General features: G+C 58.9%; 25 protein-coding genes. 12 read left to right on the forward strand and 13 right to left on the reverse strand.

What is annotated here, in order from left to right; all coding sequences use genetic code 11:
• The first annotated feature begins 12 nt into the window (after window positions 1–12).
• From ABIT76_07450 to ABIT76_07480, 7 genes are all read left to right on the forward strand, one after another.
• The gene (locus tag ABIT76_07450) at window positions 13–1,347 is read left to right on the forward strand and encodes an aminotransferase class III-fold pyridoxal phosphate-dependent enzyme (protein MEO7932976.1); all 1,335 of its coding nucleotides are present in this window, start codon (window positions 13–15) and stop codon (window positions 1,345–1,347) included.
• Window positions 1,329–2,180 carry a factor-independent urate hydroxylase gene (gene pucL / locus ABIT76_07455; GenBank protein ID MEO7932977.1) on the forward strand — a complete coding sequence of 284 codons (852 nt, stop codon included), beginning with the start codon at window positions 1,329–1,331 and terminating at the stop codon, window positions 2,178–2,180. Before ABIT76_07450 ends, pucL begins: the two co-directional genes overlap by 19 nt.
• A gap of 159 nt (window positions 2,181–2,339) precedes the next feature.
• Window positions 2,340–3,140: an XdhC/CoxI family protein gene (locus ABIT76_07460; protein ID MEO7932978.1), complete on the forward strand. Its 801-nt coding sequence runs from the start codon at window positions 2,340–2,342 to the stop codon at window positions 3,138–3,140.
• A 47-nt stretch (window positions 3,141–3,187) separates the two neighbouring features.
• On the forward strand, window positions 3,188–4,939 hold the full coding sequence (locus tag ABIT76_07465; protein MEO7932979.1) for a hypothetical protein: 1,752 nt from the start codon (window positions 3,188–3,190) through the stop codon (window positions 4,937–4,939).
• Between the two features lie 100 nt (window positions 4,940–5,039).
• Window positions 5,040–5,192 (forward strand): DUF3309 family protein, encoded by a 153-nt coding sequence (locus ABIT76_07470; protein MEO7932980.1) that lies wholly within the window; start codon window positions 5,040–5,042, stop codon window positions 5,190–5,192.
• Window positions 5,193–5,249: 57 nt separating this feature from the next.
• Window positions 5,250–6,650, forward strand: a complete 1,401-nt coding sequence (lpdA, locus tag ABIT76_07475) for a dihydrolipoyl dehydrogenase (GenBank protein MEO7932981.1) — start codon at window positions 5,250–5,252, stop codon at window positions 6,648–6,650.
• Between the two features lie 6 nt (window positions 6,651–6,656).
• On the forward strand, window positions 6,657–7,649 hold the full coding sequence (locus ABIT76_07480; GenBank protein MEO7932982.1) for an aldo/keto reductase: 993 nt from the start codon (window positions 6,657–6,659) through the stop codon (window positions 7,647–7,649).
• Window positions 7,650–7,769: 120 nt separating this feature from the next.
• On the opposite strand, the gene glmM is transcribed toward ABIT76_07480, so the two are convergent.
• The 4 genes from glmM to folP form a co-directional block, all read right to left on the reverse strand.
• Window positions 7,770–9,149, reverse strand: a complete 1,380-nt coding sequence (gene glmM / locus ABIT76_07485) for a phosphoglucosamine mutase (GenBank protein ID MEO7932983.1) — start codon at window positions 9,147–9,149, stop codon at window positions 7,770–7,772.
• Window positions 9,150–9,217: 68 nt separating this feature from the next.
• Entirely contained in the window at window positions 9,218–9,358 is a 141-nt protein-coding gene (locus tag ABIT76_07490; GenBank protein MEO7932984.1) for a hypothetical protein, read from the reverse strand.
• On the reverse strand, window positions 9,355–10,173 hold the full coding sequence (cdaA, locus tag ABIT76_07495; protein MEO7932985.1) for a diadenylate cyclase CdaA: 819 nt from the start codon (window positions 10,171–10,173) through the stop codon (window positions 9,355–9,357). The genes ABIT76_07490 and cdaA overlap by 4 nt, the downstream gene beginning before the upstream one ends.
• On the reverse strand, window positions 10,166–11,020 hold the full coding sequence (folP, locus tag ABIT76_07500; protein ID MEO7932986.1) for a dihydropteroate synthase: 855 nt from the start codon (window positions 11,018–11,020) through the stop codon (window positions 10,166–10,168). The genes cdaA and folP overlap by 8 nt, the downstream gene beginning before the upstream one ends.
• 45 nt (window positions 11,021–11,065) lie before the next feature.
• Between folP and ABIT76_07505 the strand changes: the two genes are divergently transcribed.
• The 4 genes from ABIT76_07505 (at window position 11,066) to ABIT76_07520 (ending at window position 13,994) form a co-directional block, all read left to right on the forward strand.
• Entirely contained in the window at window positions 11,066–11,584 is a 519-nt protein-coding gene (locus tag ABIT76_07505; GenBank protein ID MEO7932987.1) for a hypothetical protein, read from the forward strand.
• A gap of 80 nt (window positions 11,585–11,664) precedes the next feature.
• Complete coding sequence (locus tag ABIT76_07510; GenBank protein ID MEO7932988.1) at window positions 11,665–12,330, forward strand: acyltransferase; 666 nt, start codon at window positions 11,665–11,667, stop codon at window positions 12,328–12,330.
• Complete coding sequence (locus tag ABIT76_07515; GenBank protein MEO7932989.1) at window positions 12,331–13,455, forward strand: glycosyltransferase; 1,125 nt, start codon at window positions 12,331–12,333, stop codon at window positions 13,453–13,455. It begins immediately after the preceding gene.
• Entirely contained in the window at window positions 13,452–13,994 is a 543-nt protein-coding gene (locus ABIT76_07520) for a DapH/DapD/GlmU-related protein (GenBank protein MEO7932990.1), read from the forward strand. Before ABIT76_07515 ends, ABIT76_07520 begins: the two co-directional genes overlap by 4 nt.
• 1,054 nt (window positions 13,995–15,048) lie before the next feature.
• Here the strand turns inward: ABIT76_07520 and ABIT76_07525 are convergent.
• The 5 genes from ABIT76_07525 to nadA are packed head-to-tail and all read right to left on the reverse strand — an operon-like array spanning window position 15,049 to window position 20,330.
• A complete protein-coding gene (locus ABIT76_07525) occupies window positions 15,049–16,047 on the reverse strand; it encodes a glycosyltransferase (GenBank protein ID MEO7932991.1) in 999 nt (332 codons plus the stop codon).
• Entirely contained in the window at window positions 16,044–17,228 is a 1,185-nt protein-coding gene (locus tag ABIT76_07530; protein ID MEO7932992.1) for an FAD-dependent oxidoreductase, read from the reverse strand. The genes ABIT76_07525 and ABIT76_07530 overlap by 4 nt, the downstream gene beginning before the upstream one ends.
• Entirely contained in the window at window positions 17,225–18,688 is a 1,464-nt protein-coding gene (locus tag ABIT76_07535; GenBank protein MEO7932993.1) for a menaquinone biosynthesis decarboxylase, read from the reverse strand. Before ABIT76_07535 ends, ABIT76_07530 begins: the two co-directional genes overlap by 4 nt.
• 6 nt (window positions 18,689–18,694) lie before the next feature.
• Window positions 18,695–19,372 carry a hypothetical protein gene (locus ABIT76_07540; GenBank protein ID MEO7932994.1) on the reverse strand — a complete coding sequence of 226 codons (678 nt, stop codon included), beginning with the start codon at window positions 19,370–19,372 and terminating at the stop codon, window positions 18,695–18,697.
• Window positions 19,373–19,394: 22 nt separating this feature from the next.
• Window positions 19,395–20,330 carry a quinolinate synthase NadA gene (nadA, locus tag ABIT76_07545; protein MEO7932995.1) on the reverse strand — a complete coding sequence of 312 codons (936 nt, stop codon included), beginning with the start codon at window positions 20,328–20,330 and terminating at the stop codon, window positions 19,395–19,397.
• Window positions 20,331–20,423: 93 nt separating this feature from the next.
• Here nadA and ABIT76_07550 point away from each other — a divergent pair, with 93 nt between their 5' ends.
• Window positions 20,424–22,214, forward strand: a complete 1,791-nt coding sequence (locus ABIT76_07550; GenBank protein ID MEO7932996.1) for an adenine deaminase C-terminal domain-containing protein — start codon at window positions 20,424–20,426, stop codon at window positions 22,212–22,214.
• 40 nt (window positions 22,215–22,254) lie between these two features.
• Here the strand turns inward: ABIT76_07550 and ABIT76_07555 are convergent, their stop codons facing one another.
• The 4 genes from ABIT76_07555 to ABIT76_07570 form a co-directional block, all read right to left on the reverse strand.
• Window positions 22,255–22,779 (reverse strand): GNAT family N-acetyltransferase, encoded by a 525-nt coding sequence (locus tag ABIT76_07555; protein ID MEO7932997.1) that lies wholly within the window; start codon window positions 22,777–22,779, stop codon window positions 22,255–22,257.
• 136 nt (window positions 22,780–22,915) lie between these two features.
• The gene (locus tag ABIT76_07560) at window positions 22,916–23,374 is read right to left on the reverse strand and encodes a hypothetical protein (protein MEO7932998.1); all 459 of its coding nucleotides are present in this window, start codon (window positions 23,372–23,374) and stop codon (window positions 22,916–22,918) included.
• Between the two features lie 30 nt (window positions 23,375–23,404).
• On the reverse strand, window positions 23,405–24,571 hold the full coding sequence (locus ABIT76_07565; GenBank protein ID MEO7932999.1) for a PilT/PilU family type 4a pilus ATPase: 1,167 nt from the start codon (window positions 24,569–24,571) through the stop codon (window positions 23,405–23,407).
• A gap of 36 nt (window positions 24,572–24,607) precedes the next feature.
• Window positions 24,608–25,687, reverse strand: a complete 1,080-nt coding sequence (locus tag ABIT76_07570) for a type IV pilus twitching motility protein PilT (GenBank protein MEO7933000.1) — start codon at window positions 25,685–25,687, stop codon at window positions 24,608–24,610.
• Between the last annotated feature and the right edge of the window lie 46 nt (window positions 25,688–25,733).

Consider the following 25,733-nt stretch of genomic DNA (forward strand, 5'->3'; position numbering starts at 1 on the left):
CCTTGCTCTAACATGCCTACTCTCCCTCCATTCGACTTCCAACCGACTCCCTACACCGGCCCTTCAGCCGAAGAAGTGCTCGCCATGCGCCACGCGCACGTCAGCCCGGGCATTTTCGCTTATTACAAAAAGCCGCTCATGATCGTCGAAGGCAAGGGCCAGTGGCTCTTCGACGAAAAAGGCCGCCGCTACCTCGATGGCTTCGCCGGCATCGTCACCGTCAGCGTCGGGCATTGCCACCCGCACGTCATCGCCGCAGCCAATCGCCAAAACGAATTGCTCCAGCACACGACGACGATTTATCTCCATCCTAACATCGCGGAGTACGCCACCGCGCTCGCCGCCAAAATGCCAGGCAATTTGAAGGTCTGCTACTTCACCAACTCCGGCTCCGAGGCCAACGATCTCGCACTCCTCATGGCCCGCGCCTACACGGGAAATTACGACATGATCGCCCTGCGCAACGGCTATCACGGAGGGAGTCAGAGCACGATGGGACTCACCTCGCACTCGACCTGGAAATTCAACGTGCCGCACAGTTTCGGCGTCCAGCACGCGCTCGCACCCGACCCGTATCGCGGCCTCTACGGTTACGACGATCCAGACGCCGGAACGAAATATGCCTCCGACATTCAGAGTTTGATCCAATTCGGCAGCTCGGGAAAAATCGCGGGCTTCATCGCCGAATCCATTCAGGGCGTGGGCGGCACGATTGTTTTCCCCGACGGCTATCTGCAAAAAGCCTACGAGCACACCCGCGCCGCCGGTGGCGTCTGCATCGCCGACGAAGTGCAGGCCGGCTTCGGTCGCACCGGCGAGAAATTCTGGGGATTTGAAACCCAGGGCGTCATTCCCGACATCGTCACCATGGCGAAGGGAATCGGCAACGGCGTCCCGCTCGCAGCCGTCGTCACCACACCGGAAATCGCGCGGACGCTCGCCTCCCGAATCCACTTCAATACCTTTGGCGGAAACCCCGTTTGCATGGCGCAGGGCAAGGCCGTTCTGGAAGTGATCGAGCGCGAGGGATTGCAATCCAACTCGGGTGTCGTCGGCGGCCATTTGCTGGCTGGTTTCCAGAAGCTGGCGGAGAAACATAACATCATCGGCGACATCCGCGGCAAGGGCCTCATGTTAGGAGTCGATCTGGTGAAGGATCGTGTTAGCAAGACGCCGGCCAAGGAGGAATGCCTGCAGGTTTTCGAGAAAGCCAAGGACCTCGGGCTCCTCATCGGCAAGGGCGGCTACTTCGGCAACGTCCTGCGCATCAAACCGCCGATGTGCATTACCCAGGCCGATGCCAGCTTCATGTTAGAAGTCCTCGACGAATGCTTCACATCGCTATGAAACTCACCTCGCACCAATACGGCAAACAGCGCGTGCGCGTGATGAAAATCATTCGCGACGGCAACACGCAAACCGTCAAGGAACTCACCATCGGCGTCGCGCTGCAAGGCGACTTTGAGACGTCTTACACCGCTGGCGACAACAGCCTCGTCGTCGCCACCGACACGATGAAAAACACGGTGCAGGCTCTCGCCAAGGATCACCTCGGCACCGACACGGAGAAGTTTCTGGCCTACCTTGGCCATCATTTTGTCAGCAAATATCCACAGGTGAAAACAGCCACCATCAGCTCGAAGGAACATGTCTGGCAGCGCCTCACCATCGGCGGCGCGCCGCATCCGCACAGCTTCTCCGGCAACGACAGCTCGACTCCATTTTCCGAGATTACCGTCACTGCGGCCGGCGGGTCCGCCTTCTCTGGAATCGACAATTGGCTCCTCCTAAAATCCACCGGCTCGAGCTTCGTGGATTATCCGCGCTGCGAGTTTACCACTTTGCCCGAGACGACCGACCGCGTGCTCGCCACTTCGATCAAGGCCACTTGGAAATGGACAGGCGAGTTAGATAACTATGCCACTGCCAACGAGGCGATTGTTAGTGCGATGTTAGTTCCGTTTTCTAACAATCACAGCCCAAGTGCGCAAACGACACTATTCGAAATGGGTGCCGCCGCCCTGGCGGCTTGTCCTAACATCAGCGAGATCCACATTGTGATGCCCAACAAACACTACATCCTCGTTCCGCTCGACAAGTTCGGCCTGGAAAACAACAACGACATTTTCCTGCCCATCGACGAGCCGCACGGCCAGATCGAGGCCACGGTGAGCCGCTGATGAAGGCGCTGGCAGCTTCGGGAGCGCACGCGTCTCGCGTGTTCTTGCCGGCGTCTCGCCGGGAAGCATTGGATGACAAGAAACGTGGTCGATTTCCAGCAAGCCGTTCTGCGAGACACAGAACGGAGCACGCGAGACGCGTGCGCTCCCGATCCTAACATGATTACCGACTTCATTCTCTCCGCCGTTGTTGCCGCGAGAGCCAAGCGAACACCCTGCGCCACCATCACCGTCGCCGCAACGACCGGCTCTGTGCCGCGTTCCATTGGCGCAAAAATGCTCGTCTATCTCAACGGCGAAACCATCGGCACCATCGGTGGCGGCAAACTCGAATCGCTCGCCGTCGGAGTTGCATTTGAATGCATCGGCAGTGGCCAGCCGCTTCTCAAAACCTACCCATTGCGCGAAGACGAACCCGATTCCTTCGGCGCGATCTGCGGCGGCGAGGTCACTCTTTTCTTCGAGCCCATTGCCCGCAAGGAAGCCCTCTTTCTCATCGGCGCCGGACATTGCGCACGGGCCATCGCCAAACTCGCGGCCGACTGCGATTTCCATGTTAGCATCATCGACGAGCGCGCCGACGAACTCGCCCTCTGCGACATGGCCCACGAAAAAATCCAGCGCGCTCCCGCTGAATTCATCAGCAGCCGCGATTGGAAATCCGACGACGCGCTCATCCTTGTCAGTCGCAATTTTCTCGGCGACCAGGACGCGCTCGCCGCCATTCTCACACGTCCGCTGCCCGGCTACGTCGGCATGATCGGCAGCCGCCGCAAAGTCCTCCACGTCTTCGATGAACTCCGCAGACAAGGCTGCAACTCCGATCTGCTCGCCCGCGTCCACGCCCCCATCGGACTCGACATCGGCGCCGATTCCCCCATCGAAATCGCCATCAGCGTCCTGGCCGAAGTCATGTTAGTCCTCCGCGGACGCAGCGGTTCGCACCTGAGTCTACGTTAGCATTCCCGCTCGACTATCCGGCTCGTTCAGATACTTCAAAGTCTGCTATGAACGAGAATACATTGGGCGACGAAACCAAACCCTCCATCTGGAAATGGAGCTGGCTGCTGCCCATTATTGTCATCTTTGTTCTGGCCGAGGTGATCGTCTACCGCTTCGGAGTTCACCAGCCATTCAGCGATGAATTTTCCACGCCGGGAAGAATTCTTTATGAGCTGAGTCAGGGACGATTCTCCTGGAAAGATCTCTGGGCCTGGCACAACGAGGCGCACATGGTTTTTCCAAAAATCCTCTGGATCATCGAGGCGCTGGCCGTCGGATGGCACGTGAAAACCTGGATGTATTTTGGCGTCATTCTGACCGCGCTGGAAGTTGTTCTGCTCTGTTTGCTTTTGGAAGTGAGAGCCTTCAGCGAAAAGACCAGATGGCTTCTGGGACTGGCCTTTGCATTGATCCTCCTGCATCCGTGCAATGCGCCGGGAACATTCCTGCGAGGCTCGCAATATATCGCGATCGTTCCAGGATTTTTGTTAGTTCTCGGCAGCTTTATTAACATCAAGGCTTCGAGGCTGGGCACCTTGTTTGCCAGCTATTGTGCCCTGAGCACCATCGGCACGCTGACCTTCCCAAATGGGATGGCATTGTGGGTTTTGCTCTACCCTTATTTCCCAGTCTTCAAGATGTGGGGATCGGGTGACAGGGATCTGCGGAAAAAAATCATCGGCTATTCACTGGCTTCATTCGCCTTCGGTCTGGCGCTGATCGGTTGCTACTTCATCGGCTACTCGGAAGTGCGCCAGGATGCCGGACTCAAGCTGCCGCATCCGGATTACGTCGGCTATTTTTTCAAATGGATGGGCGCTCCATTGGCGCTCCATTTTAAGAAGGAATATTCCGCTGCTTTCGGCTATGGAGTGACGGCCCTTTCCCTAATCCTGCCCGCATTTCTGTTTCTAACGGCTTTGGTTAGACGCATGTTAGGAAGAATCGAAGTCGCGTGGCCGTGGCTGATGCTCATCGCCTACGGATTGCTGTCCGCGACCGCCTCCTCGCTGGGCCGCGCCAGCATCCCTCAGGACCAGTCCGTAGCCGGCAGATACTTCCTGATTTCACTGCAACTCGTCGCTGGCATTTTGGGATTGTGGCTGGTCCTGGCAGCGTATGAGGCGAGCGGTGCGGTTCGGCGGAGAAAGGTATTTTCCCAATCTCTAATCTTTGCCACGCTGGGCTTGGTCTTGGTATTTGAACTCGGCACTTGGAACCTGGGCTACTCCCAATCAGCCAAACATCTTTTCTCCCGCTCGAAGGAGCAACTCGCGCTCAACTTATGGGACGAGGCTCCGCTGATTACTCCCATTCCATTTTTCATCCCGACGCCGCCTTCTGTCCGACCCAAATATCTTACGTTAATCGAGACGGGATTTTTGAAGAACCAAGGCGATGGCATCTGGCTGAGTGAGGCGTTAAAAGTGGCCGCAGACAAAAAGCCGATCGGCGAAGTGCGGGTGAACGGCCAGGGCGAGAACTTGCGTGTCAGCTCGCATCTTTCCAAAGTTTTCGCGAAATGCCCCAATCCGGCTCTTCTCACCACGCTGAGGCTTCCAGACGGAACCCTTGCACCCGTGGCCGTGGATCTGATGTCGCCACAAGTCACCAAAAAGGGTCTGCCCGGTCTGCAAATTTACACGAAGCCGTTTCGTAATAACGTCACTCATTGTCAGAACGCCAACGACCTCGTCTTCTTCGCCCTCGATCCCATGCGGAAGAAAGCCTATTTGCTCAAAAGCGTCATCAAATAGAGCACCTAGCCATCTGCCAATGATCCAGTCTGGAGCCACATGGAAGAACAAGACCGGAATCCTCTCGCGATACGTTTAATAAATAGAAACTCATCCTCCCATGTCCACCATTCTACTCATCGTCCTCATCCTGCTTCTCGTTGGTGCCATTCCCTCCTGGCCGCATAGCCGCTCTTGGGGCTACGGACCAAGTGGGGGCCTGGGTCTGATTCTGGTCATCATCATTATTCTGATGTTGATGGGCCGGTTTTAGGACCGCTTCCCCGCAGTGATTGACTCCCCGGCGGGCTGCCCCTAAATTTTTGGGCTTATGCCCACATTTGATCTCGTCGTCATCGGAGCCGGACCTGCCGGTTATGTCGCAGCCATTCGCGCCGCGCAACTTGGCTTGAAAACGGCCATCGTCGAGAAAGGCAAAACCCTCGGCGGCACTTGTCTGAACATCGGCTGCATCCCGAGCAAGGCCTTGCTCAACTCAACCGAGCACCTCCATTTCGCCCAGAAGAAGGCGGCCAAACACGGGATCATCATAGAAAAAATCTCCGTCGATCTGGCCAAAATGCAGGCGCGCAAAGACGGCGTCGTGAAGCAACTCACCGGCGGCGTGGAGTTTCTGATCAAGAAAAACGGCATTACGCGTTTCGAGGGCGTGGGGAAAGTCACCGCGCCGGGAAAAGTGACGGTCACCGGCGCAAAAACCGAGGAACTGGAGACGACTTCCATTCTTCTCGCGACGGGCAGCGTGCCGTCGGAAATCCCGCATTTGCCGGTCGATGGCGAAACAGTGGTCACCAGCACCGAGGCGCTCAGTTTTTCCGAAATTCCGAAGCGGCTGCTCGTGATCGGCGGCGGCGCGATTGGATTGGAACTCGGCTCTGTCTGGGCACGGCTCGGCAGCGCGGTGACGGTGGTGGAATTTCTCCCACGCATCGCGGCGTTTTACGATCCAGACGTTACGACGACGCTGCAAAAATGTCTCGCTTCGGAGGGGATCACGTTCCACCTCGATACGGCTGTAACTGCGCTCACCGTGGAAAAAGGCATCGCCACGGCGACCTTGAAAACCAAGGACGGCCAGGAATCCACGCTCGAGGCGGACAAGGTTCTCGTCTCAGTCGGGCGCAAGCCGTATCTCGCCGGAGTCGTGGACGATTCGCTCGGGCTGAAGCTAACATCGCGCGGCCAGGTCGAGGTCGATGCGCATTACGCGACTAACATTCCCGGCATTTACGCCATCGGCGACATCATTTCCGGTCCGATGCTGGCCCACAAGGCCGAGGACGAAGGCGTCGCCTGCGCCGAGCGGCTCGCGGGCAAGGCCGGGCATGTGAATTACGACATCATCCCGAACGTGATTTATACCGAGCCCGAGGTTTCCAGCGTTGGTCTCACCGAGACGGCGGCGAAGGAAAAAGGTATCGCGGTGAATGTCGGCAAATTCATTTTCAAAGCCAACGGACGCGCCATTGCCTCCGATGCGACGGAAGGGTTTGTGAAGATCGTGGCCGACGCCAAGACGGATCGCCTGCTCGGCGCACAAATCATTGGAACCGGCGCTTCAGAATTGATCGCCGAATGTGTCAGCGTCATGGAATTTAGCGGCAGTGCCGAGGACATCGCGCGGACGATTCACAGTCATCCGACGATGACCGAATCCGTGAAGGAAGCCGCGCTCGCCGTGGCGAAACGCTCCATTCACGCGGTCAACTAATCTCACATGCATCCCTCCCCCACCCGCTATCAGTCCATGCAATACCGCCGCTGCGGCCGCAGTGGACTGCAACTCCCGGCCATTTCCCTCGGGCTCTGGCATAATTTCGGCAGCGTGGATAATTTCGGCAACGCGCGGGACATGATCTCCACCGCGTTCGATCTAGGCATCACGCACTTCGATCTGGCGAATAATTACGGTCCGATTCCAGGTTCCGCTGAGACGAATTTCGGGAAAATTCTGCACGTCGACTTCGCAAACCATCGCGACGAAATGATCATTTCCAGCAAGGCTGGCTACACGATGTGGCCCGGGCCTTATGGCGACTGGGGCTCTCGCAAATATCTCCTCTCCAGCCTCGATCAGAGTCTGAGTCGCATGAAACTCGACTACGTCGATATTTTCTATCATCACCGGCCCGATCCGAACACGCCGCTCGAGGAAACGATGGGTGCGCTCGCCCATGCGGTGCGCCAGGGCAAGGCGCTTTACGTCGGTCTCTCGAATTACTACAACCCCGAGCTGGCGGTGCGCGCGGTCACGATTTTGCAGGAAATGGGCGTGCCGTGCCTGATCCATCAGCCCGCCTATAACATGATGGCAAATCGCACGCTGGAGACCGGGACGTTTCCCGCGTTGGAAGCGCTCGGCGTCGGCGAAATCGTCTTCTCGCCGCTCGCGCAAGGGCTGCTCACGAACAAATATCTGAACGGAGTTCCATCCGATTCACGCGCGGCGAATCCGCATGGATTTCTGAAGGAAAGCGCCATTACGCCGGAGAAAATAACAATGGTTCGCGCACTGGCCGCCATGGCCGCCGAACGCAACCAGACGCTGGCGCAAATGGCACTCGCCTGGTGCCTGCGTTTCCGCGCGGTGACCTCGGTCCTAATCGGAGCGAGCCGCCCGAGCCAGATCATTGATTGCGTCGCGTGCGTGGAAAATCTGGCGTTCACCGACGCCGAACTCGACCGGATCGAGACCATCCTGGCGGCGTAATTTCTTCCGGGAGCGCACGCGTCTCGCGTGTTCCCTTTTGCGTCTCGCGAAAGGGCTCGTCCCAGCCATCGGACGAGACGTCCGATGGGACACGCGAGACGCGTGCGCTCCCGAAGCATTTCAGCCGAGTTTGGTTTGAATCTCGGCGGCGATTTCATCGGCGCGCTGATTGATCCACTCGCCATCGCGGCCCTCGATCAACAGGCGAATTTTTGGTTCGGTGCCGGAGTAACGCAGCAGCACACGACCCGCGCCACCGAGCGATTTCTCGGTCTCGACGACGAGTTTTTGGATCTCCGGAAACTGCTCCAGCGGCAATTTCTCCCGCACCCGCAGATTGCGCTGCGCCTGCGGATATTTCTTTAGAACGCGCTTCAACTCGCTCAACGGCTTCCCCGTTTCGACCATGATTCGCAAAATTTGCAGCGCACTCACGATGCCATCGCCAGTCGTGGCGTAGTCGCGAAAAATCATGTGCCCGCTTTGTTCGCCGCCGACGTTGTGACCGTGGCGCAGCATTTCCTCGATCACGTAGCGGTCGCCGACTTTCGTCCGCACGATCTGGCCGCCGTGAGCGTGGATCGTTTCGTCGAGGCCGAAGTTCGACATGATCGTCGAGACCAGCGTCTGGTTCGCCAGTCCGCCATTTTTCAATAAATCGACCGCCGCGATGGCCATGATTTCATCGCCATCGACGACCTCGCCGTTCTCATCGCAGAGAAGCACGCGGTCCGCGTCGCCATCGTGTGAGATGCCGATATGCACGCCCGTTTCCTTCACAATCCGGGCGATTTCGTCGGGATACGTGCTGCCGCAACTGGCGTTGATGTTCGTGCCGTTCGGTGCGTTGTGGAAAACTTTCACATCCGCCCCCAGCTCACGCAAAATGCAGGGCGACGATTTGTAAGCGGCCCCGTTCGCGCAATCGATGGCGATGGTGACGCCCTCCAGCGTGCGGTTTTTCGGGAAACTGGCCTTGGCAAATTCCACATAACGCCCCAGGGCGTCGTCGATGCGGGCGGCGCGTCCGATCTTTCCAGCGGTGGGGCGAATTGACTCAATCTCGCCACTGAAAACCAGATTTTCGATCTCGGCTTCCACCGCATCGTCGAGTTTGCAGCCGTCGTGACGGAAAAATTTGATGCCATTATCCTCATACGGATTGTGGGAAGCGGAGAGGACGATCCCCGCGTCGGCCCGCAGCGAACGCGTGATGTAGGCGACGCCCGGCGTGGGCAGCGGCCCGATCAAAAGCACATCCACGCCGAGTGAAGTGATGCCAGCGACGAGCGCGGTTTCCAGCATGTAACCGGAGAGCCGGGTGTCTTTGCCGAGGACGATTTTGGGTCGAGTTTCAGTGTTATGGCGGTTGGCGCTGAGCTTGGTGATGACATGCGCGGCGGCACGTCCGAGTTTGAGCGCAGTCTCGGCGGTGACGGGCTCGATATTGGCCACGCCACGAACGCCATCGGTGCCAAAAATTTTGCGGGGTTGGGACATCGGACGATTACAAACAACTGCCCCAGCCTGTGCAAACGAAAACGCCGGTTTGGCGACTCGCTTCCCACTCAGGGACGGGCCAAAGCCCGCGGCGGCGCGAGCTGATAACTGGTGTCCGGAATGTTTTTCTTGATCAGATACCAGACGGCAAAGGCGAGGATGATGGAGACGATTTTGATCTGCCAGTTGTGCGTGAAAAGATGCTTCATGACGCCAGTTTCGTGTCGCTCAACTCATCGCCCACCTCGTCGGCCTCGTCCTCGAAGGACAGCAATTCGTTGATGCGCGCGCGGAAAGTCTGCGGATTGAAATTGCGCTCGATGCGTCCGCGATGGCAGATGGAAACCGTGCCCGTTTCCTCGGAAGTGACGATGGCGATGGCGTCCGATTCCTCTGTAACTCCGAGTGCGGCGCGGTGGCGCAGGCCGAGCGAACGGTCGAGATCTTCGCGGGCGCTGACGGGAAAAATGCAGGCGGCGGCTTCGATGCGGCCGTTGTTGATGACCATGCCGCCGTCGTGCAGCGGAGTCTTCGGATGAAAGATCGTGAGCACGAGTTCGCGCGAAAGTTTGCAGTCGATGTCCACGCCCGTCTCGGTGAAATTGCGGATGTTGGTGTCGCGCTCGAGGGCGATGAGCGCGCCGAGTTGCTTGGCCGCGAGCGCGAAAACGATGTCGGTGAGCTGGGTTAGGGTTTCCTGTTTTTGCCGGTTTGAAGAGAAAATCGGATGACCGCCGAGGGCCGCCAGAGCGCGACGCAACTCGGGTTGAAAAATGACCACGAGCGCGATCGCCAAAAACGCCGACAGGCTGCGGATGATCCAGCTAATGACCTTCAGATCGAGGACTTGCGCAGTGAGCGTGAGGGTCAGGAAAATGAGGGCGAGTCCGGTCAGCACCTTCGCGCCACGCGTTCCGCGAAAGTAGAGGTAGCCGTAATAAATCGCCACCGCGAGGATGCAAATCTCGATGGCCGACGGCCAGTTTTCGCGGGCAAATTCCAAGAGCGAACGCAGCTTATTCATGGACGCTTGCAGCTTGGCCCAAGATCGCTTCCATCATGCGCAGGGAGTGAAAATTCGGCCGGACATCGTGCACGCGGATGATTTCCACACCGGCCTCGCGACAGTGGGCCGTGAGCGCGACGGTCGGCCAGAAACGGTCGTTCGGCGAGTCGGTGCCGATGATTTTGCTGAGGAACGATTTCCGCGACACGCCGACCAGCATGGGCCGGTCTCCGAGGCGGAGCAAGGCGAGATTGCGCAGAAGCTCGAGATTATGCGCAACGGTTTTGCCAAAGCCGATGCCGGGGTCAAAGACGATCTGACTCGGATCAATTTTTTGTTCAGCGCAGGCGGCGAGGCCCTCCTCAAAGAATGCCCGCACCTCGCCGACGACGTCGTCATAGCTCGGGGTTTGCTGCATCGTCACCGGCGTGCCGAGCATGTGCATGCAGACGGCTCCGGCTCCGGTCGCGGCGACGACTTCGAGCATTTCCGGCGCACGCAAACCGCTGATGTCGTTGATGATATTGGCCCCCGCCTCCATCGCGGCGCGGGCCACGGCGGGCTTGCAACTATCGATGGAAATGAGCACGTCGGACTCTGCGCGCAACGCCTCGATCACCGGCAGCACGCGCTGTTTTTCCTCCTCGATTGAAATGGAACTCGCCCCCGGACGGCTCGATTCACCGCCGATGTCGATCACCGTCGCGCCTTCGGCGATCATCTGCCGCGCGTGAGTAAGGGCGGGATCGAGTTGGACAAATTGCCCGCCGTCCGAGAACGAATCCGGCGTCACATTCAACACGCCCATGATCCAGCCGCCAGTGCGTTGGAAGTCGTATGAGCGGTCTTGGATTTTCCAGATCATGGGTGGCGCGGCGATTCGAGTTTGATTATACTGCGCTCCACTTTTATGTCCCCCCGCTTTTTGCTCTTTTCCGTTTTCCTCGCGCTCGCCCCGGCCCTGCACGGCCAGTCGAAACCCGTCACCGAGACCGGCCCGCTGCCGCCGCCCGATCTTTCCCTCACTCGCGCTAGCACGATTCTCCACCCCGACGACACGAAAACCGTCACCCTCTACGACGCGACGAAACGCCAGTCCGACGTGCATTATTACAACGCCGACGGCTCCTGGCGCGCCCACATTATTTACTCGCTCGACACCGATGGAAAGATCAAGTCCGGCCAGTTTCTCGATCAGAAAGACAAACCCGGCGTCCGCAGTCTGTATCGTTATGGCGCCGAGGATCGCGTGGTCGAGGAGTCGCATTACAATCAGGCCGGCGCTCTCGTCCGCCGCATGGTCTATGAGTACGGCCTCACGAGTCAGGTCATGAAAACCGTCGCCTACGACGCGCAGGGCAACGTCCTCGGCGTCTGGACTCCCAAACGCAACACCAGCAACGGTCCGAATATCCGCAAGCGGCGCTAATAGCGATAAGGCTGGATTCGCGGGCAAAGTTTTCGCAGGCTCGGGAACGAAACTCGCTCTGTAGCGGGTTGTCATTTCCCATGCAACTCCTCCTCCAACTTCTCGCCTTCGCCCTCCCATGGAGCCTGCGGCGAATCGTCCTCCAGAAATGGTGCGGCTGCGAACTGGCCGAGGGGAGTTCCATCGGACTCTCGCTCGTCCTCTGCCGCCGCGTAAAACTGGGTCGCGCCGCGCGCATCGGGCATTTTAACTTCCTGAAAAACTGCTCCCTGGTCGAACTCGGCGACCACGCCATCATCAACAACCTCAACTGGATCACCGGCTTCCCGAAGATCGACTCGCCCCATTTTGCCGCCGAGCCCGACCGCGCCCCGGAGCTGATTCTGGGACGCCACAGCTCCATCACCAACCGCCACCTGATCGATTGCACGGCTCGCGTCACCATCGGGAGTTTCACCACATTCGCCGGGTTTCGCTCGCAGATTTTGACGCACACCATCGACATCATCGGGGGCCGGCAAACGTCGCGACCACTCACCATCGGCGACTATTGTTTCATCGGGACCGACTGCATTTTACTCGGCGGCAGCGCACTTCCATCGCACTCGGTGCTCGGCGCAAAATCGCTCCTCAACAAAATTCACCTCGCCGAATACCGACTCTACGGCGGCGTTCCCGCGAAGGAACTCTCCGAGCTTCCCGCTGACGCGAAATATTTCACGCGCGCCACCGGCTTCGTCGAATAGATGAAAATCCTCCACGCCATTTCCTCCATCGACCCGCGCCAGGGCGGCACCAGCGAGGCGGTCCTGCAACTCAGCCGCGAAGCGATCCGCCAAGGGCACGAGGTGGAAATTGTGAGCATCGACGACCCGGCGGCAGACTGGATCGAAAGTTTTCCATTCGAGTTACATGCCACTGGACCGGGGAAAACCGCCTTCCAATATTCGGCGAAATTCCATTCCTGGCTGCGGGAAAACGTCGGCCGCTTCGACGCTGTTTTCTCCCACGCCCTCTGGCAATACACCGGAGTTGCAGTGCGGTCTGCCTGCGGAAAAAAGCATCCCTACTTCGTCTTCCCTCACGGAATGCTCGACCCGTATTTCGATCAATTTCCCCTCAAGCGCCTCAAGAAAAACTGCTTCTGGCCCTGGGCCGATTACCGCGTGCTGCGCGACGCACGCGCCATCTTTTTCACCTCCGAGGAAGAACGCATCGGAGCGCATCATTCCTTTAAAAGCCTGCGCGGTCACGACGTCATCGCCCCGCTCGGCATCGACGATCCACCGTCATTCACCCCGTCGATGCGTGAGGCGTTCGCCGCCAAAGTCCCCGAACTGGCAGGTCGCCGCTACCTCCTGTTCCTCGGCCGCATCCATCGCAAAAAAGGCTGCGACCTCCTCCTCCGCGCTTGGTCGAAGGTCACCCATCCAGACATCTGCCTCGTCATGGCCGGGCCCGACCAGACGGGCTGGACAGCCGAGTTGCAATCGATTCCCGCCGAGCGCGTCTTCTGGCCCGGCATGTTGGCAGGCGACGCCAAATGGGGCGCGCTCTACGGAGCCGACGCGTTCGTTTTGCCGTCGCACCAGGAAAACTTCGGACTCGCCGTCGCCGAAGCGCTCGCCTGCTCCACGCCTGTCCTCATTTCCCGAAAGGTGAACATCTGGCGCGAAATCACCGAAGCCGGCGGCGGCTACGCGGAAGACAACACTGAAACTGGAACGCAAAATTTACTCACCCGTTTCCTCGCCCTCTCCGACTCCGAGAAATCCGCCCTGCGCCTCGCCGCCCGCGCCACCTTCGAGACCCATTTCCGCCTTTCCGCCGCCGCCGCCCTTCTCCACCAACACGTCGCCCAACTCCTATGAAAAGCGCCCTGCCCGACTTCCCCTCGCCCTGGACCTTTCGCCAGAAAATCATCATCTTCCTGTGGGGCATCGCCTGGGCCCTCCTCTGCTCCTGGACCCCGAAGCCGCTCAACAAATGGCGCCTCCTCGTCATGCGCCTCTTCGGAGTGAAGATCGACGGCCTCCCCTTCGTCCATCCGCGCGCCCGCATCCAGATCCCTTGGAACCTCACCCTGCACGACCGCGCCTGCCTCGGCGACCGCGCCAACGCCTATTCGCTGGGCGAAATCGAACTCGGCATCGCCAGCACCGTCGCGCAGGAATGCTACCTCTGCACCGGCACCCACGACATGCAGGACCGCGCCCGCCCGCTCCTCACCGCCAAAATCACCATTGGCGACTGGGCCTTCCTCGGCGCGCGCACGTTCGTTTTGCCCGGCGTCACCATCGGCAACAACTGCGTCGTCGGTGCCTGCTCCGTCGTCAGCAAAGACCTTCCCCCCGACTGCTACGCCATCGGCACCCCCGCCACCGTGAGACGCGCCAAGCCGCCGCTGTAGGTGCTGAATATAAAACGAAGGCCGCGGCAGGTCGATCATCTGTTGTCGAGAGAAGAGTCCTTCGAAATACGGTATTCCAAATGTCCCAAGCGGGGAACTTTAGAGTGATCCAAGTCCGGCTCCATATTGCGACTCCCTTCTTCGTTGAGCATATAGGTGAATCTGCAGGCCCAGCCACCATCATTGGAAATCAAACGAGGTCCCTCCACGATTTTGCCATACTTTGCCCCTCCTAGCCTTTCCGAGCTAATCTTGAAGTAGTAAACGAAAGGACTCCACGACTCTTTGCCTGTCTGTTTCGCTGCTTCCCGTAGGCTCGGCACGTAGCCAGTCTCAGGGGGCTTCATACAGCGTGTGAAATTCGCTTCTAGAAGTGGTTCCCTCATTGTAAGGAATGGGGAGAGCCCAAAAACCGCCCGCTGGTTCTGGAATACGCACGTCGATAGCATCAATCAACGCGGGAGTCCCATTGTAAGCAGGTATCTGCCATACTAAGAGAATGTCTATATGCTCACCTCTACCGTTGGGAGCCACGAGATCCCCTTTGACGAGGTCATATCCTACCTCCCCGGTTTCACGCAACATGACGAACGCCTGTTTGCCCAACAAAGGAATGGGATTGATTTTTTTCTCAGCACGATCGAGACTTTCCCGCGCTGGGATTCGCTGACCGTCCTACGAGATGAATAGTATCCGTCGTATTTGGTTTTAAGAAATGTTACCCAGCCCGACTCAGCCAGGGTGGACATTCCCTGAGCGTCGGTAACAGTTTCCTCTTCATAATTATTAGATCCCTTGCCTGTCCATGCATCTCCCCCTACCGACCAAGTATTGTTGATAGTGACACCGGACAGTAAATGACCTTGCTCATCGGTCACCTCCACTGCGTGCTGTTCGGACGGCAGCCTGTGAAAGCAAGGCAAAGCAGCAGAGTGAAAGCTTTCATCGTTGTTCGTAGTCTTTCTGCTTCCTTATGGATTGGCAACTGGAGTTGCCGGAGTGACCCTCGCAGCTACAGGAGGGGTATGGCCGCACCAGCCGATAAGAAAAATAATCAAGCCGCTGGGCGTTTCTCGACGAGGCCGGGCGGGCGGGAGAAGAAACCTCGGGTCCAGAGGGCGAGATCGTCCCAAGTGGATTTCATTTTGTAGGGGAGTTTGCTGCAGCGCACTTTCTGGAGGTAATGCAGGAAGTTTTCCAAGAGGGCCATGCGCTGTTCCTGGGTGATTTCTTTCATTTGGAGGTAGCCGGGAGCGACTCGGGGCGAGGTGAGGCGGTTGACGGTGGCCAGCCAAAGCAGGCGGCGTTCCTGCGGGTTGGCACCGACTTTGAACGTGATCTCCAGCAGGTCGGCGCAATGGGCGATCCAGGCGTGGAGGCGTTTTTCCTCCGGCCAATCGGCCCATTTCGTATGCACGTTGTCCTCGTGGTAACGCTTGAAGTACCAGTCGCCTGGAACTCGAATCAGGTCGCCCCAGCAGGCCATTTGCGACATCCAGGTGGTATCGACGGAGTAGTTTTCCACTTCGTTGGTGATCAGCCCGCCGGATTCGCGAAGGGCTTCCACGCGCGTTAGCCCCCGGAAGGCGACGGCGGAATGGTGGGCGTAGAGCAAGGCGAGCTGCCGCGCCGCCGGAATGCCGGTGACGGAGGGTTGGGAGGTCTGCCACGATTGCGTGCCGAAGGCGACGATGTCGCAATAGACCACCGCCGCACTCAGGTGGCAGAGGGCGGCCTCCAGTAATTTCTCGAAATAACACGGGGCGGTGAGGTCGTCCTGCTGGTAGTAGCACCAGAATGGGGTGTCCACCTGGGCCGTGAGCCAGTCGATATTGCCGACCCAGCCGAGGCGTTCGGGTTGCGTGACGACGGAGAATCGTTTGTCGCGGAGAAACGGCTGGCAGACGGCTTCGGACTCCGGGTCGGGGCCGTCGATGGAAATGAGGACGCGCAGGTCTCCGCAGGTTTGCACGCGGATGGATTCGAGGGTTTCGGCGAGGTAACGCGCGCCTCGATAGACTGGAACTCCGACGGTGATGAGGGGCGATGTCATGCGATTTGCTGGGCCAGAGTTTGCGCGAAGAAGGGGGCCATCGTGAGCTTGCCGGTGTCCACGGAATGGTAGCGCCCGTAGCTGACCGGCCCGATGCGGTAGCGGTCGTGCAAGCCGCTGTGTGGATCGTCAATATCGGTGGAGCCCCAGGCAAAAATGACGCCGCCTTTCACATGCGCGTTCTCGATGCAGGCTGGCGACAGACGCTTGAGCGAGGGAACGATCCGGCTGAGTTCCTGGAAAATGGAGGCGCGCAGATTCGACTGTAACTCGCCTGAAGGCGGCGGCCAGGCAGGCGGTCGAATCGCGGTGGACGCCCCGAGCATTCCCGTCGGATACCAGGAAAGATAGAGCGCGCCATTGTTGTAGTTTACCACGTCGCCAAAAGCTCCCAGCACGATCGTGCTCGACGGAATGCCGACGGTTTCCGACGGCAGCAACTGCACGCGGAGGTAATGTTTTACCCGATACAGCCAGGGCAGCGAGGGCGTGATGCCAGCCGTCTGATCCACCGCGAGGCGTCCTTCCCAGAGGGTGTTGATGACGTGATCGTAGGGCGCGTCCCCATTCACGATGGCGCTGTCTTCTCGCGGCGTGACACCGTCGATATGCGTGTTCCAGTGGCAAGTAATGCGGGGGTTTTCGGTCACTGCGACGTGAACGCGCTGGGCGAGAAACTCGGGATCAATGCTCACTTCCTCCGTGCGATAGGCGGCTTGAACCAAATCGGGATCGAACAGCGCCGCGCACTCCGCATCTGTGAGTCGCTCGGGAGTCAGCCGGTAGTCGCGTCCGAAATATTCCGGCGTCCCCTCCCCGGCGATGTCGCGGGCCATTTTTCCACAATCCCGAAAATGCGCCTCGACTTGGGGAATGCTGAGGAGGCTGTCGCTGTGGACCAGATAGTAAAACGGCGTCGAGACCGGGAGTTCCATGTCTCCCAGCAAGCGGCGCAGCAGGGGCTGGAACCGCACGGCTCCCTCGATCATAGCGCGGGCCGAGTTGCGCGAAGGATCGTTGGCATAAACGTAGCCGAGATGGATTTTGCCCTCGTTCTGGGAGGACGCCTGCGTCATGCACGCGGCGTTTTGATCGTAAAGCGCGACCTTCACGCCGCGCGAGGCGAGTTCCAATGCAATGCAACTCCCCTGCAAACCGGCACCGAGAACCGCGACTTTCACAGACTGGCGGAGAGCGCAGCCATCTTCGCAACGATGGCGGGGTCCATTTTCACCAAATCTGGCCAGGTGCGGGTGTAGCCTTCGCCAGCGATTTTACGAGTGGCGTCGAAACCGATGTGACTCCCCATGTTCGCGACGGTTTGCGCGTGGTCGAGGCTGTCGCAGGGGCTCTTTACAAACGTGCTGTCGCGCTGTGGATCGGTGTTCGAGAGCCATCGGAAAAGGACTTCGCTGGTGTTGTGCACGTCGCAATCCTCGTCCACGACGACGATGTATTTGCTGAACATCATCTGACCCATGCCCCAGAGGCCGTGCATGATTTTGTAGGCCTGCCACGGGTATTGTTTGCGGATGCTGACCACGACCAGATTGTGAAAAACGCCCTCGGCTGGGAGCGCCATGTCCACGATCTCGGGAAAGTTCATTTTGAAGACCGGCAGGAAGATTTTGACGCTGGCCGTGCCCATGTAGAAGTCCTCCATGGGCGGAATGCCAACGATGGTAGCGGGGTAAATCGCCTTCTGCCGATGCGTGATGGCGGTGACGTGGAAGACGGGATAGTCGTCGATCGGCGTGTAAAATCCGGTGTGGTCGCCGAACGGGCCCTCGGGCCGCATTTCGCCGGGCTGAACGTAGCCTTCGAGGACGAAATCGACGTCGGCAGGGACTTCGAGGTCGTTGGTGACGCATTTCACCAGCTCGACGGATTGTTTTCTCAAGAAACCGGCGAAAAGGATTTCGTCGAGTCCATCGGGCAGCGGCGCGGTGGCGGCAAAAGTGTAGGCCGGATCACCGCCGAGGCAGACGGCGACGGGCATGCGTTCGCCGCGCTCGTAGTAGCGTTTGCCGTGGCGCGCCGCGACTTTGTGTACCTGCCAGTGCATGCCAGTGGAACTCCCGTCGTAAACCTGCATCCGGTACATGCCGATGTTGCGTTCGCCCGAATCAGGGTCGCGCGTGTAAACCGTCGGGAGCGTGATGAAGCGTCCGCCGTCCTGCGGCCAGCAATGGAGAATCGGCAGGTCGGTGAGGGAAAACCCGGATTTACCCGTGAGATGGATCACTTCCTGACAGGCGGCGTCGGAGACTTTCTTCGGGCGGGCGTAAAGGAGGTCGAGGCCGTTTTTGAGCAAGTCCCAGCCTTCGCGGAGAGACTTCGGCGGCTTGGCCTTGAGCAAAAACTGCATCTGGTCGGCGATTTCCTGGACGTTGGAAACGCCCAGCGCGGCGGCCATGCGTTTCTCGCTGCCCATGAGATTGATCGCGACGGGGAACTCGGATTGGCGACCGTCGATGGTAGGATTTTCGACGAGAAGCGCCTTGCCACCGCCGGGCGATTTCATCTGGCGGTCGGCCAGCTCGGTCAATTCGAGTTCCGTCGCAATGGGCTGCGAAACGCGCAGAAGTTCGCCCGCCTGATCGAGCTGGGAAACGAAGCTGCCGAGCGAGGAAAATGCCATGGCCAGCTACGGCTTTTTGGCGCGGACGACGAGTTTGTTGTCCTTGATGTCTAGCGCGCTGAGGTTATTGCCAATGGAATCGCTCTCCGATATGGATGGAACTCCGAGGCTTTCGACGAAGTTTTTCGAGGTGATGTAACGCATTCCCCAACGCGGAAACTCCACGTCGCCGCTGCGCACACTGACGTTGTTCGGATGCGGCTTGCCTTTCTCCGTGATGAAATTCATGGAAACTTCGCCGTTGAAATAGCGATCCTGCATGAGTCGAATCTGACTCAGCGGAAAGCTCACTTGCGCCGAAATGTGATCGCCCTCGATGCTGGTGGAAACCTTGCCGCGCAGGGCGGACCACGGCTCGTATTTGGCGATCAGCGTGTTGATTTCATTCGCGGAAAGAACGATCTCCGCCTCCTGTCCGGCGTCGTAGGCCGTGTTAAACGCCTTCACTTTGTCCAGCGCAGTCTGCGTTTCGAGATCGGTCGGATTGTAAACCGGGATCGCTTTTCCGTCGGCCACGGTCATGCTCTTGATGCCGTTGAAAGTGCTCCAGGCACCCCAGAAAAGCGCGCCGCCGAGCAGCAGAAAAATGACGGCCGCCATCGCGCAACCGCCGCCGAGACAGCCGCAGCCCGTCTTTTTGTCGCGGTTCATGGGCGTGAGGACGGATGGAAGATTAGAGCGCATGTCGGTGATGAGAGCGGTTGTTCTAGCGGCTGAGTTCCAACATGCGCAAGATCGGTTTTTCGGCGCGCTGGCGGATAGCCTCGTCCATCAGGAGTTCCGGCGAGAGATTCAGCAGGGCGGAATGCAGCTTCTCCAGCGTGTTCATTTTCATGTAACGGCAGTCGGCGCAGGCGCAATTTTCCGTCGGCCCGGGGATGAAAGTTTTCCCCGGCACTTCGCGCTTCAGCCGGTGCAACATCCCGCTCTCGGTGACGATAATGAACGCGTCCGCCGGGTTTTCCTTGCAGAAGCCGATCATTTTCTCGGTCGAACAAATCTCGTCGGCGAGCATGCGCACGGCGGCGGAGCACTCGGGATGGGCCACCACGGGAGCCGCCGGATATTCTTCGCGAATCTTCCGAATGCTGCGCGCGGTAAACTCCATGTGCAGGTAACAATTCCCCTGCCAGAGATCCATCGGGCGACCGGTTTTTTCCATCACCCAGGCGCCGAGATTCTGGTCGGGCACGAAGAGAATGTTGCGGTCCTTCGGCGCGGCATTGACGATTTTCACGGCGTTTCCGCTCGTGCAAATGACGTCTGAGAGCGCCTTCACGCCCGCGCTGCAATTGATATAGGCGATGACGTAATAGTTTTTGTCGGCGTGCTTTTGCAGGTGCGCGGCGAGTTTTTCCGGCGGGCACGAGTCGGAAAGAGAGCAGCCGGCATCGAGGTCGGGCAGCAAAACGGTGCGCGACGGGTTCACGATTTTCGCCGTTTCCGCCATGAAATGCACGCCGCAGAAAACGATCACACTCGCCTCTGTTTCCTTCGCCTTGTAAGCCAGCCCGAGGGAATCGCCCACGTAATCGGCCACATCCTGGATGTCGCCGGTCTGGTAATTGTGCGCGAGAATGATCGCGTTGCGTTCGCGTTTCAGTTCGAGGATTTCCTCAGCTAGATCGACTCCTGTCATCATCGGGCGCGAAATATAGGGGTGTCCGCCGCGAAAGGCAACGGTTACAAGATTGCCGGGTGGCGTTTCCCATCGGAGTTGGATAGTGATCTCACTATGAATCGCTTCACCGTTCCGCCGCTTTGGACTGTCACCCGCCAGCTCGCCGATGTCGCCTCTGGACGAAAAAAGCCCGATCTCGTCATCGGCGGCGCACGGATTCTTTCCACCTACTCCGAGCGGATTCTGGAAAATCGCGAGATCTGGATTTCCGCCGGGCGCATCGCCGCAGTGAAGCCCGCAGGAAGCTGCCCGCGCTCGGACGGCGTCTCATTTTACGACGCGAAAGGCGGCATTCTCGCCCCCGGTTTGGTCGATCCGCACCTGCACATCGAGAGCAGTATGATGACCGCCTGCGCGTATGCCGAGGGGGCGTTGTTGAATGGCACGACCACCATTTTCTGCGACAGCCACGAGATCGCCAATGTCTCCGATGTCGCCGGCATCGAGTGGATGCTCGAGGACGCGCGCCAGGCTCCGATGTCGATTTATCTGACGGTCCCGAGCACGATTCCGGCGACGACATCCGAGTTTGAGACCGCTGGCGGCGATGTGACTCCCGATAAAATTGGCGCGCTTTTCGACAAATGGCCCGAAGCGCTCGCTCTCGGCGAAAAGATGGACTTTGTCCAAGTCAACGCAGGCGATCCGAGGACGCACGCGATCATCGCCGAGTCTTTGAAACGCGGGCGGCCCGTGTCGGGTCACATCTACGGGCGCGATTTCGTGGCGGCTTATGCAGCGAGCGGCGTCACCGACACCCACGAGGCGATCGACCGGGATATTGCCGATGATTTGCTGGAGGCCGGTGTCTGGATTTTCCTACGCGGCGGCAATCCAAAAACTCCGTGGCACAGTTTGCCCGAGGCGATCAAGACGGTCACGGAACTCGGTGCCTCAACCAAACGCATCTGCGTTTGCACCGATGACCGCGACGCCGACGACTTGTTCCAGTTCGGGCTCGATTGGGTAGTGCGCCAGGCGATTGTCGCCGGTATGCCGCCCGCGCGCGCCTGGAGTTTCGGTTCGCTGCACTCGGCGACTCGGTTTGCGATGGATGGAGAATTTGGCGCACTTGGGCATTCGCGCCGGGCCGACATCGTGCTCCTGAACGACGCCTGCGAGGTGCAAAATACCTGGTATGGCGGCGAATTATTGGTCGAGAACAAACGCGTCACGCCCCGGCTCGATGCGATTCTCTCCAACCCGTATCGCTACCCGCCCGAGGCTTACCGGACGGTGAATCTGCCGAAAACCATGCAACTCACTCCGGCGCTCCCGGAGAAAACGGTCACGGCCAATCTCATCCGAGCCGCGCTGCCAGGCATCATTCTTTTCCACGATCGGGCGACCATCGATCCGGCGGACGGCGACTGGAGCGCGCAATTTGCCAAGCATCGCCTCTGCTTCGTCAGCGTGATCGAGCGTTACGGAAAATCGGGCGCGGTGGCCCACGGATTGTTGCAAAATTTTGGGCTGCAAGCGGGCGCGGTTGCGAGTTCGGTCGGGCACGACGCGCACAACGTCATCGTCGCAGGAACCAACGAGAGTGACATGCAACTCGCCGTGGAAACGCTCCGCAAATCCAACGGCGGAGTCGTGGTCATTCGCGACGGCAAAATCCAGGCGCTGGTCGAACTCCCCATCGCCGGCCTGCTCTCCGACAAGCGCGCCACTGTCGTCGCCGAAGAAACGACGCAACTCAAAAAGGCCTGGGTCGAGTCCGGTTGCACCCTGCCCTACATGGGTTTCAACCTCATCCCGCTCTCGGTCATCCCCGAAATTCGGATCACGGACAAGGGGCTGGTGCTCGTCCCGCAGTTAGAAATCATCCCGCTCTTCGAGTAAAAGCCCGTTCCCGCAGGGCTTTCGGTCGTTCCCGCAGTGACTACAAAGTCACCATGTCGGGCTCGTCTTCGCAGACTTCGCTGCGGCCGCCGAACTTGTGATAGACAAATTTCGCCGCCGGAATGGTCTTTTTCGTGGTGCCGCTGGCGAGTTCCAGTCCGGCCTCGCGCAGGTAGGCGAGCGAAGCAGCCAAAAGCTGGGTACCGAGGCCGCGATTGCGGTATTCCACCAGAATGCACGGGCCCGAAATAAGCTGGTTTGGGGCGTCGGTGTCGGTGGTCAAAATGGACGCGCCGATGACCCGCGTGCCATGGGTGAGGACGAGGCATTTCGGCTCCTTGGAGCCAAATGCGTCGCCGATTTGGCCGGTCAAAGTGGGCCAGATGCGGTTGAGCGAATCGCTCCAGTCGGAGTCCAATGAAAATGCGCTGAAGATGGCTTTGCGAACCACTTCCTCCTCGTTGCGCACGGCGCGCCGGATGGTGTAATGGGAGGGCAAATCCGTCTTGGGAGCCTCGTAAGTCTTGAGGTCCCAGATAAATTTCAGCCAGTTGGTGAGCTTCATGCGGCGGAACTCTGCTTGCTGCCCTCTCCGAAAGCAACCGCCAATTCTGGATTCGCTGGCGAATCGCAATTGGAGGCGAGCCATTGGCTCCTATCTAGCAGCGTGGGAGGCGAAAGTTCAGGGCCTCACCCGATGCCTAGACGCGCGGGGCCTTGAAGGATTCGCGGAAATTGTAATAAAAGTCCGTGTGCCGGGCGAGACCGCGCCGCAAGACGGCTTTGAAGGTCGGCATGTCGGCGAAGTCGAAGATTAGATCGACGCTGTAAATGAAGGCCAGCATCTCGTCGTTAGTCGGCAGATTATTGCCCATCAGCACGACGTATTCGTTGCGCCGAATCTCTGCTGGCAGCTTCGCTACGGCTTGGAGAATTTCATTTTCCTCGATCGTCCAGCCGCCGTAATCGGCCTGGATGAGAATGAGGTCGTACTGGTGGGTTTTCACCTGAATGAGGAGCTCCTCGTAGGAGTCGGTGCCGTGGACTTTGTAGTCGATGGCGGTGAGTTGCTTGGAAACGACCTCGGCGTGGCGCGCCTCGTCAAACGCGACCAGCGCGGTGGAGTCGCCGGGTTCAAAAACATCGAATTGCTGGGCCATGGTGAAAAATGAGCGGAGTTGGATGCTTCTCTAAACGCCCAGTTTCGCGGCGAGGTCGAGGCGCAGGCCGGAGTCGTGATTCTGCGCCATGCCCCGGGCTTTTTTCACGCTGTCGATGGCGCGGGTGACGGCGCCTTTCCGATTCGCGTAAAGCAAAGAGGTTTCCTCGGTGATGATCCCGGCCTCGTAGGCGCGCAGGATGGATTGGTCAAAGGTGGTCCAGCCGTAGGTCGCGCTCGCCTCGGTGATGGAATAAAAATCGCGCGTCTCGTGCTCACCGAGGGCGATGGCTTCCTTCGTGCGCAGGTTGTTTCCCATGATTTCGAGCAGCAATTGACGTCCGCCGCCGACCTTCGGGGCGAGGCGCTGACTGACGACATAGCGCAGTGTGTCGGAGAGCCGCTGGCGCAGATGGGATTCCTCCGCCGTGTCGAAAAGCCCGAGGATGCGGCTGATGGATTGCCCGGCGTCGATGGTGTGCAGCGTGCTTAAAACGAGATGGCCCGTTTCCGCCGCCGAGAGCGCAGTTTCAATCGTATTGCGGTCGCGCAACTCGCCGACCAGGATCACTTTTGGTGCCTGGCGCAGGGCGGCCCGCAACCCGACCGTGAACGACTCGAAGTCGATCCCGAGTTCGCGCTGGCTGATGCTCGATTGCTTGTGCGGATGAACAAATTCGATGGGGTCCTCCAGCGTAACAATGTGCACGGCCTGAGTTTCATTGATCTGGTTGACGACGGCGGCGAGCGAGGTCGTTTTACCGCTGCCGGTCGCGCCGGTGAAGAGAACTAGGCCCGTTTTCTCGCGGCAAATCTCGTCGAAGATCGGCGGCAAACCCAGCGCGCGAATCGTCGGAATATCCATCTGGAGCTTCCGCATAACGATGGAGAGATGGCCCTTTTGCCGAAAAATATTCACACGAAAACGCGCCTCGTCGCCCAGTGAATAGCTGCAATCGCAGGAGCCGGTGCGGAGGAGTTCGTCGATCAGGCGCTTGTCGTGGCCGATGATATTCAGCGCCAGCGCCTCGGTCTGGTAGGAGGACATCGAGCGGATTGGCGGCTCGACGTTGATCGATTTCAGCCGTCCGTAGGCCTCGACCTGGAGTGGTCGGCCCACGGTGAAAAGAAAGTCGGAAATGCCCTCATAGCTTTGGAGCATGGCGCTGAGAATGGCGTCGAGTTCGATTTTGCGCATCGTGAATGAAGGGGAAAGCTAGGGCGGAGTCAGGGTCTATTCGTCGAGATCGTCCGGCGGTGTTTTGAGGAACGCGCGGAATTTTTTGCGGTCGTTGGCCTTGTCGTAGGCCTCTTCGGGAGAGATGCGGCCCATGCGCAGATGCTCGGAAATGGCGTCGTCGAGCGGCTGGTTGCCCTTGCGCTTGCCGACTTGCAACATACCGGGAATCTGGTGTGTCTTGGCTTCGCGAATCAAGTTCCCGATGGCCGTATCGGCGACGAGAATTTCCAAGGCCGCGACCCGGCCCGGCTTGTCGATGCGGCGGAAAAGATTCTGCGCGACAACGCCACGGAGCGACTCGGAAAGCGTCGCGCGGACCTGATTTTGCTGGTCCACGGGGAAGACGTCGATGATGCGGTCCACGGTTTTGGCCGCGCTTGAAGTGTGCAAGGTGCCGAAAACCAAGTGACCCGTCGCTGCGGCGGTGAGGGCGAGTTCGATCGTTTCCAAGTCGCGCATTTCACCGACGAGAATGATGTCCGGATCTTCGCGCAACGCCCCGCGCAACGCGGAGGCAAACGACTTCGTGTGGGTGCCGACCTCGCGATGATTCACGAGGCACTGCTGGCTGCGATGGACGAATTCGATGGGGTCTTCCACCGTGATGATGTGGTCGTGACGATGCAGATTCGCATGATCAATCATGGCCGCGAGGGTTGTCGATTTGCCAGAACCCGTCGGGCCGGTGACCAGGACCAGCCCTTTTTTCAACATGGCGAGCCGCTTCAAAACCGGTGGCAATCCGAGATCTTCGCAGGTGAGAACCTTGCTCGGAATGATGCGGAACACGGCGGCGATGCCGTTCTTTTGATTGAGAAAGTTCGAGCGATAACGGGCGAAATTCTTGATCTCGTAGCCAAAATCGACGTCCCCAGTTTCCTCGAATTGCTTGATCTTGGCTTCGGGCGCAATCTCGTAAACCATCGCTTTGAGGTCGTCATTTTCCAGCTCGGGATAATCAATGCGGACGAGTTCGCCGTGAATGCGCAGCATGGGCGGGTTGCCGGTGGAAAGATGAAGGTCAGAAGCATTCTGCTCCTTCATCAGCTTAAAAAATGGGTCGAGCTTGGCCATGGTGAGGTAAGGTTACCCCACTAGATTAAGCAAACGGCGTGCTCAA

Source organism: Chthoniobacterales bacterium, from assembly GCA_039930045.1.
In the GTDB taxonomy this organism is placed as follows: Bacteria; Verrucomicrobiota; Verrucomicrobiia; order Chthoniobacterales; family DASVRZ01; genus DASVRZ01.

Coding starts and splice junctions, on each gene's coding strand:
- ABIT76_07450 (MEO7932976.1), top strand. CDS start 13: ATGCCTACTCTCCCTCCATTCGACTTCCAACCGACTCCCTACACCGGC.
- pucL (MEO7932977.1), top strand. CDS start 1,329: ATGCTTCACATCGCTATGAAACTCACCTCGCACCAATACGGCAAACAG.
- ABIT76_07460 (MEO7932978.1), top strand. CDS start 2,340: ATGATTACCGACTTCATTCTCTCCGCCGTTGTTGCCGCGAGAGCCAAG.
- ABIT76_07465 (MEO7932979.1), top strand. CDS start 3,188: ATGAACGAGAATACATTGGGCGACGAAACCAAACCCTCCATCTGGAAA.
- ABIT76_07470 (MEO7932980.1), top strand. CDS start 5,040: ATGTCCACCATTCTACTCATCGTCCTCATCCTGCTTCTCGTTGGTGCC.
- lpdA (MEO7932981.1), top strand. CDS start 5,250: ATGCCCACATTTGATCTCGTCGTCATCGGAGCCGGACCTGCCGGTTAT.
- ABIT76_07480 (MEO7932982.1), top strand. CDS start 6,657: ATGCATCCCTCCCCCACCCGCTATCAGTCCATGCAATACCGCCGCTGC.
- glmM (MEO7932983.1), bottom strand. CDS start 9,149: ATGTCCCAACCCCGCAAAATTTTTGGCACCGATGGCGTTCGTGGCGTG.
- ABIT76_07490 (MEO7932984.1), bottom strand. CDS start 9,358: ATGAAGCATCTTTTCACGCACAACTGGCAGATCAAAATCGTCTCCATC.
- cdaA (MEO7932985.1), bottom strand. CDS start 10,173: ATGAATAAGCTGCGTTCGCTCTTGGAATTTGCCCGCGAAAACTGGCCG.
- folP (MEO7932986.1), bottom strand. CDS start 11,020: ATGATCTGGAAAATCCAAGACCGCTCATACGACTTCCAACGCACTGGC.
- ABIT76_07505 (MEO7932987.1), top strand. CDS start 11,066: ATGTCCCCCCGCTTTTTGCTCTTTTCCGTTTTCCTCGCGCTCGCCCCG.
- ABIT76_07510 (MEO7932988.1), top strand. CDS start 11,665: ATGCAACTCCTCCTCCAACTTCTCGCCTTCGCCCTCCCATGGAGCCTG.
- ABIT76_07515 (MEO7932989.1), top strand. CDS start 12,331: ATGAAAATCCTCCACGCCATTTCCTCCATCGACCCGCGCCAGGGCGGC.
- ABIT76_07520 (MEO7932990.1), top strand. CDS start 13,452: ATGAAAAGCGCCCTGCCCGACTTCCCCTCGCCCTGGACCTTTCGCCAG.
- ABIT76_07525 (MEO7932991.1), bottom strand. CDS start 16,047: ATGACATCGCCCCTCATCACCGTCGGAGTTCCAGTCTATCGAGGCGCG.
- ABIT76_07535 (MEO7932993.1), bottom strand. CDS start 18,688: ATGGCATTTTCCTCGCTCGGCAGCTTCGTTTCCCAGCTCGATCAGGCG.
- ABIT76_07540 (MEO7932994.1), bottom strand. CDS start 19,372: ATGCGCTCTAATCTTCCATCCGTCCTCACGCCCATGAACCGCGACAAA.
- nadA (MEO7932995.1), bottom strand. CDS start 20,330: ATGATGACAGGAGTCGATCTAGCTGAGGAAATCCTCGAACTGAAACGC.
- ABIT76_07550 (MEO7932996.1), top strand. CDS start 20,424: ATGAATCGCTTCACCGTTCCGCCGCTTTGGACTGTCACCCGCCAGCTC.
- ABIT76_07555 (MEO7932997.1), bottom strand. CDS start 22,779: ATGAAGCTCACCAACTGGCTGAAATTTATCTGGGACCTCAAGACTTAC.
- ABIT76_07560 (MEO7932998.1), bottom strand. CDS start 23,374: ATGGCCCAGCAATTCGATGTTTTTGAACCCGGCGACTCCACCGCGCTG.
- ABIT76_07565 (MEO7932999.1), bottom strand. CDS start 24,571: ATGCGCAAAATCGAACTCGACGCCATTCTCAGCGCCATGCTCCAAAGC.
- ABIT76_07570 (MEO7933000.1), bottom strand. CDS start 25,687: ATGGCCAAGCTCGACCCATTTTTTAAGCTGATGAAGGAGCAGAATGCT.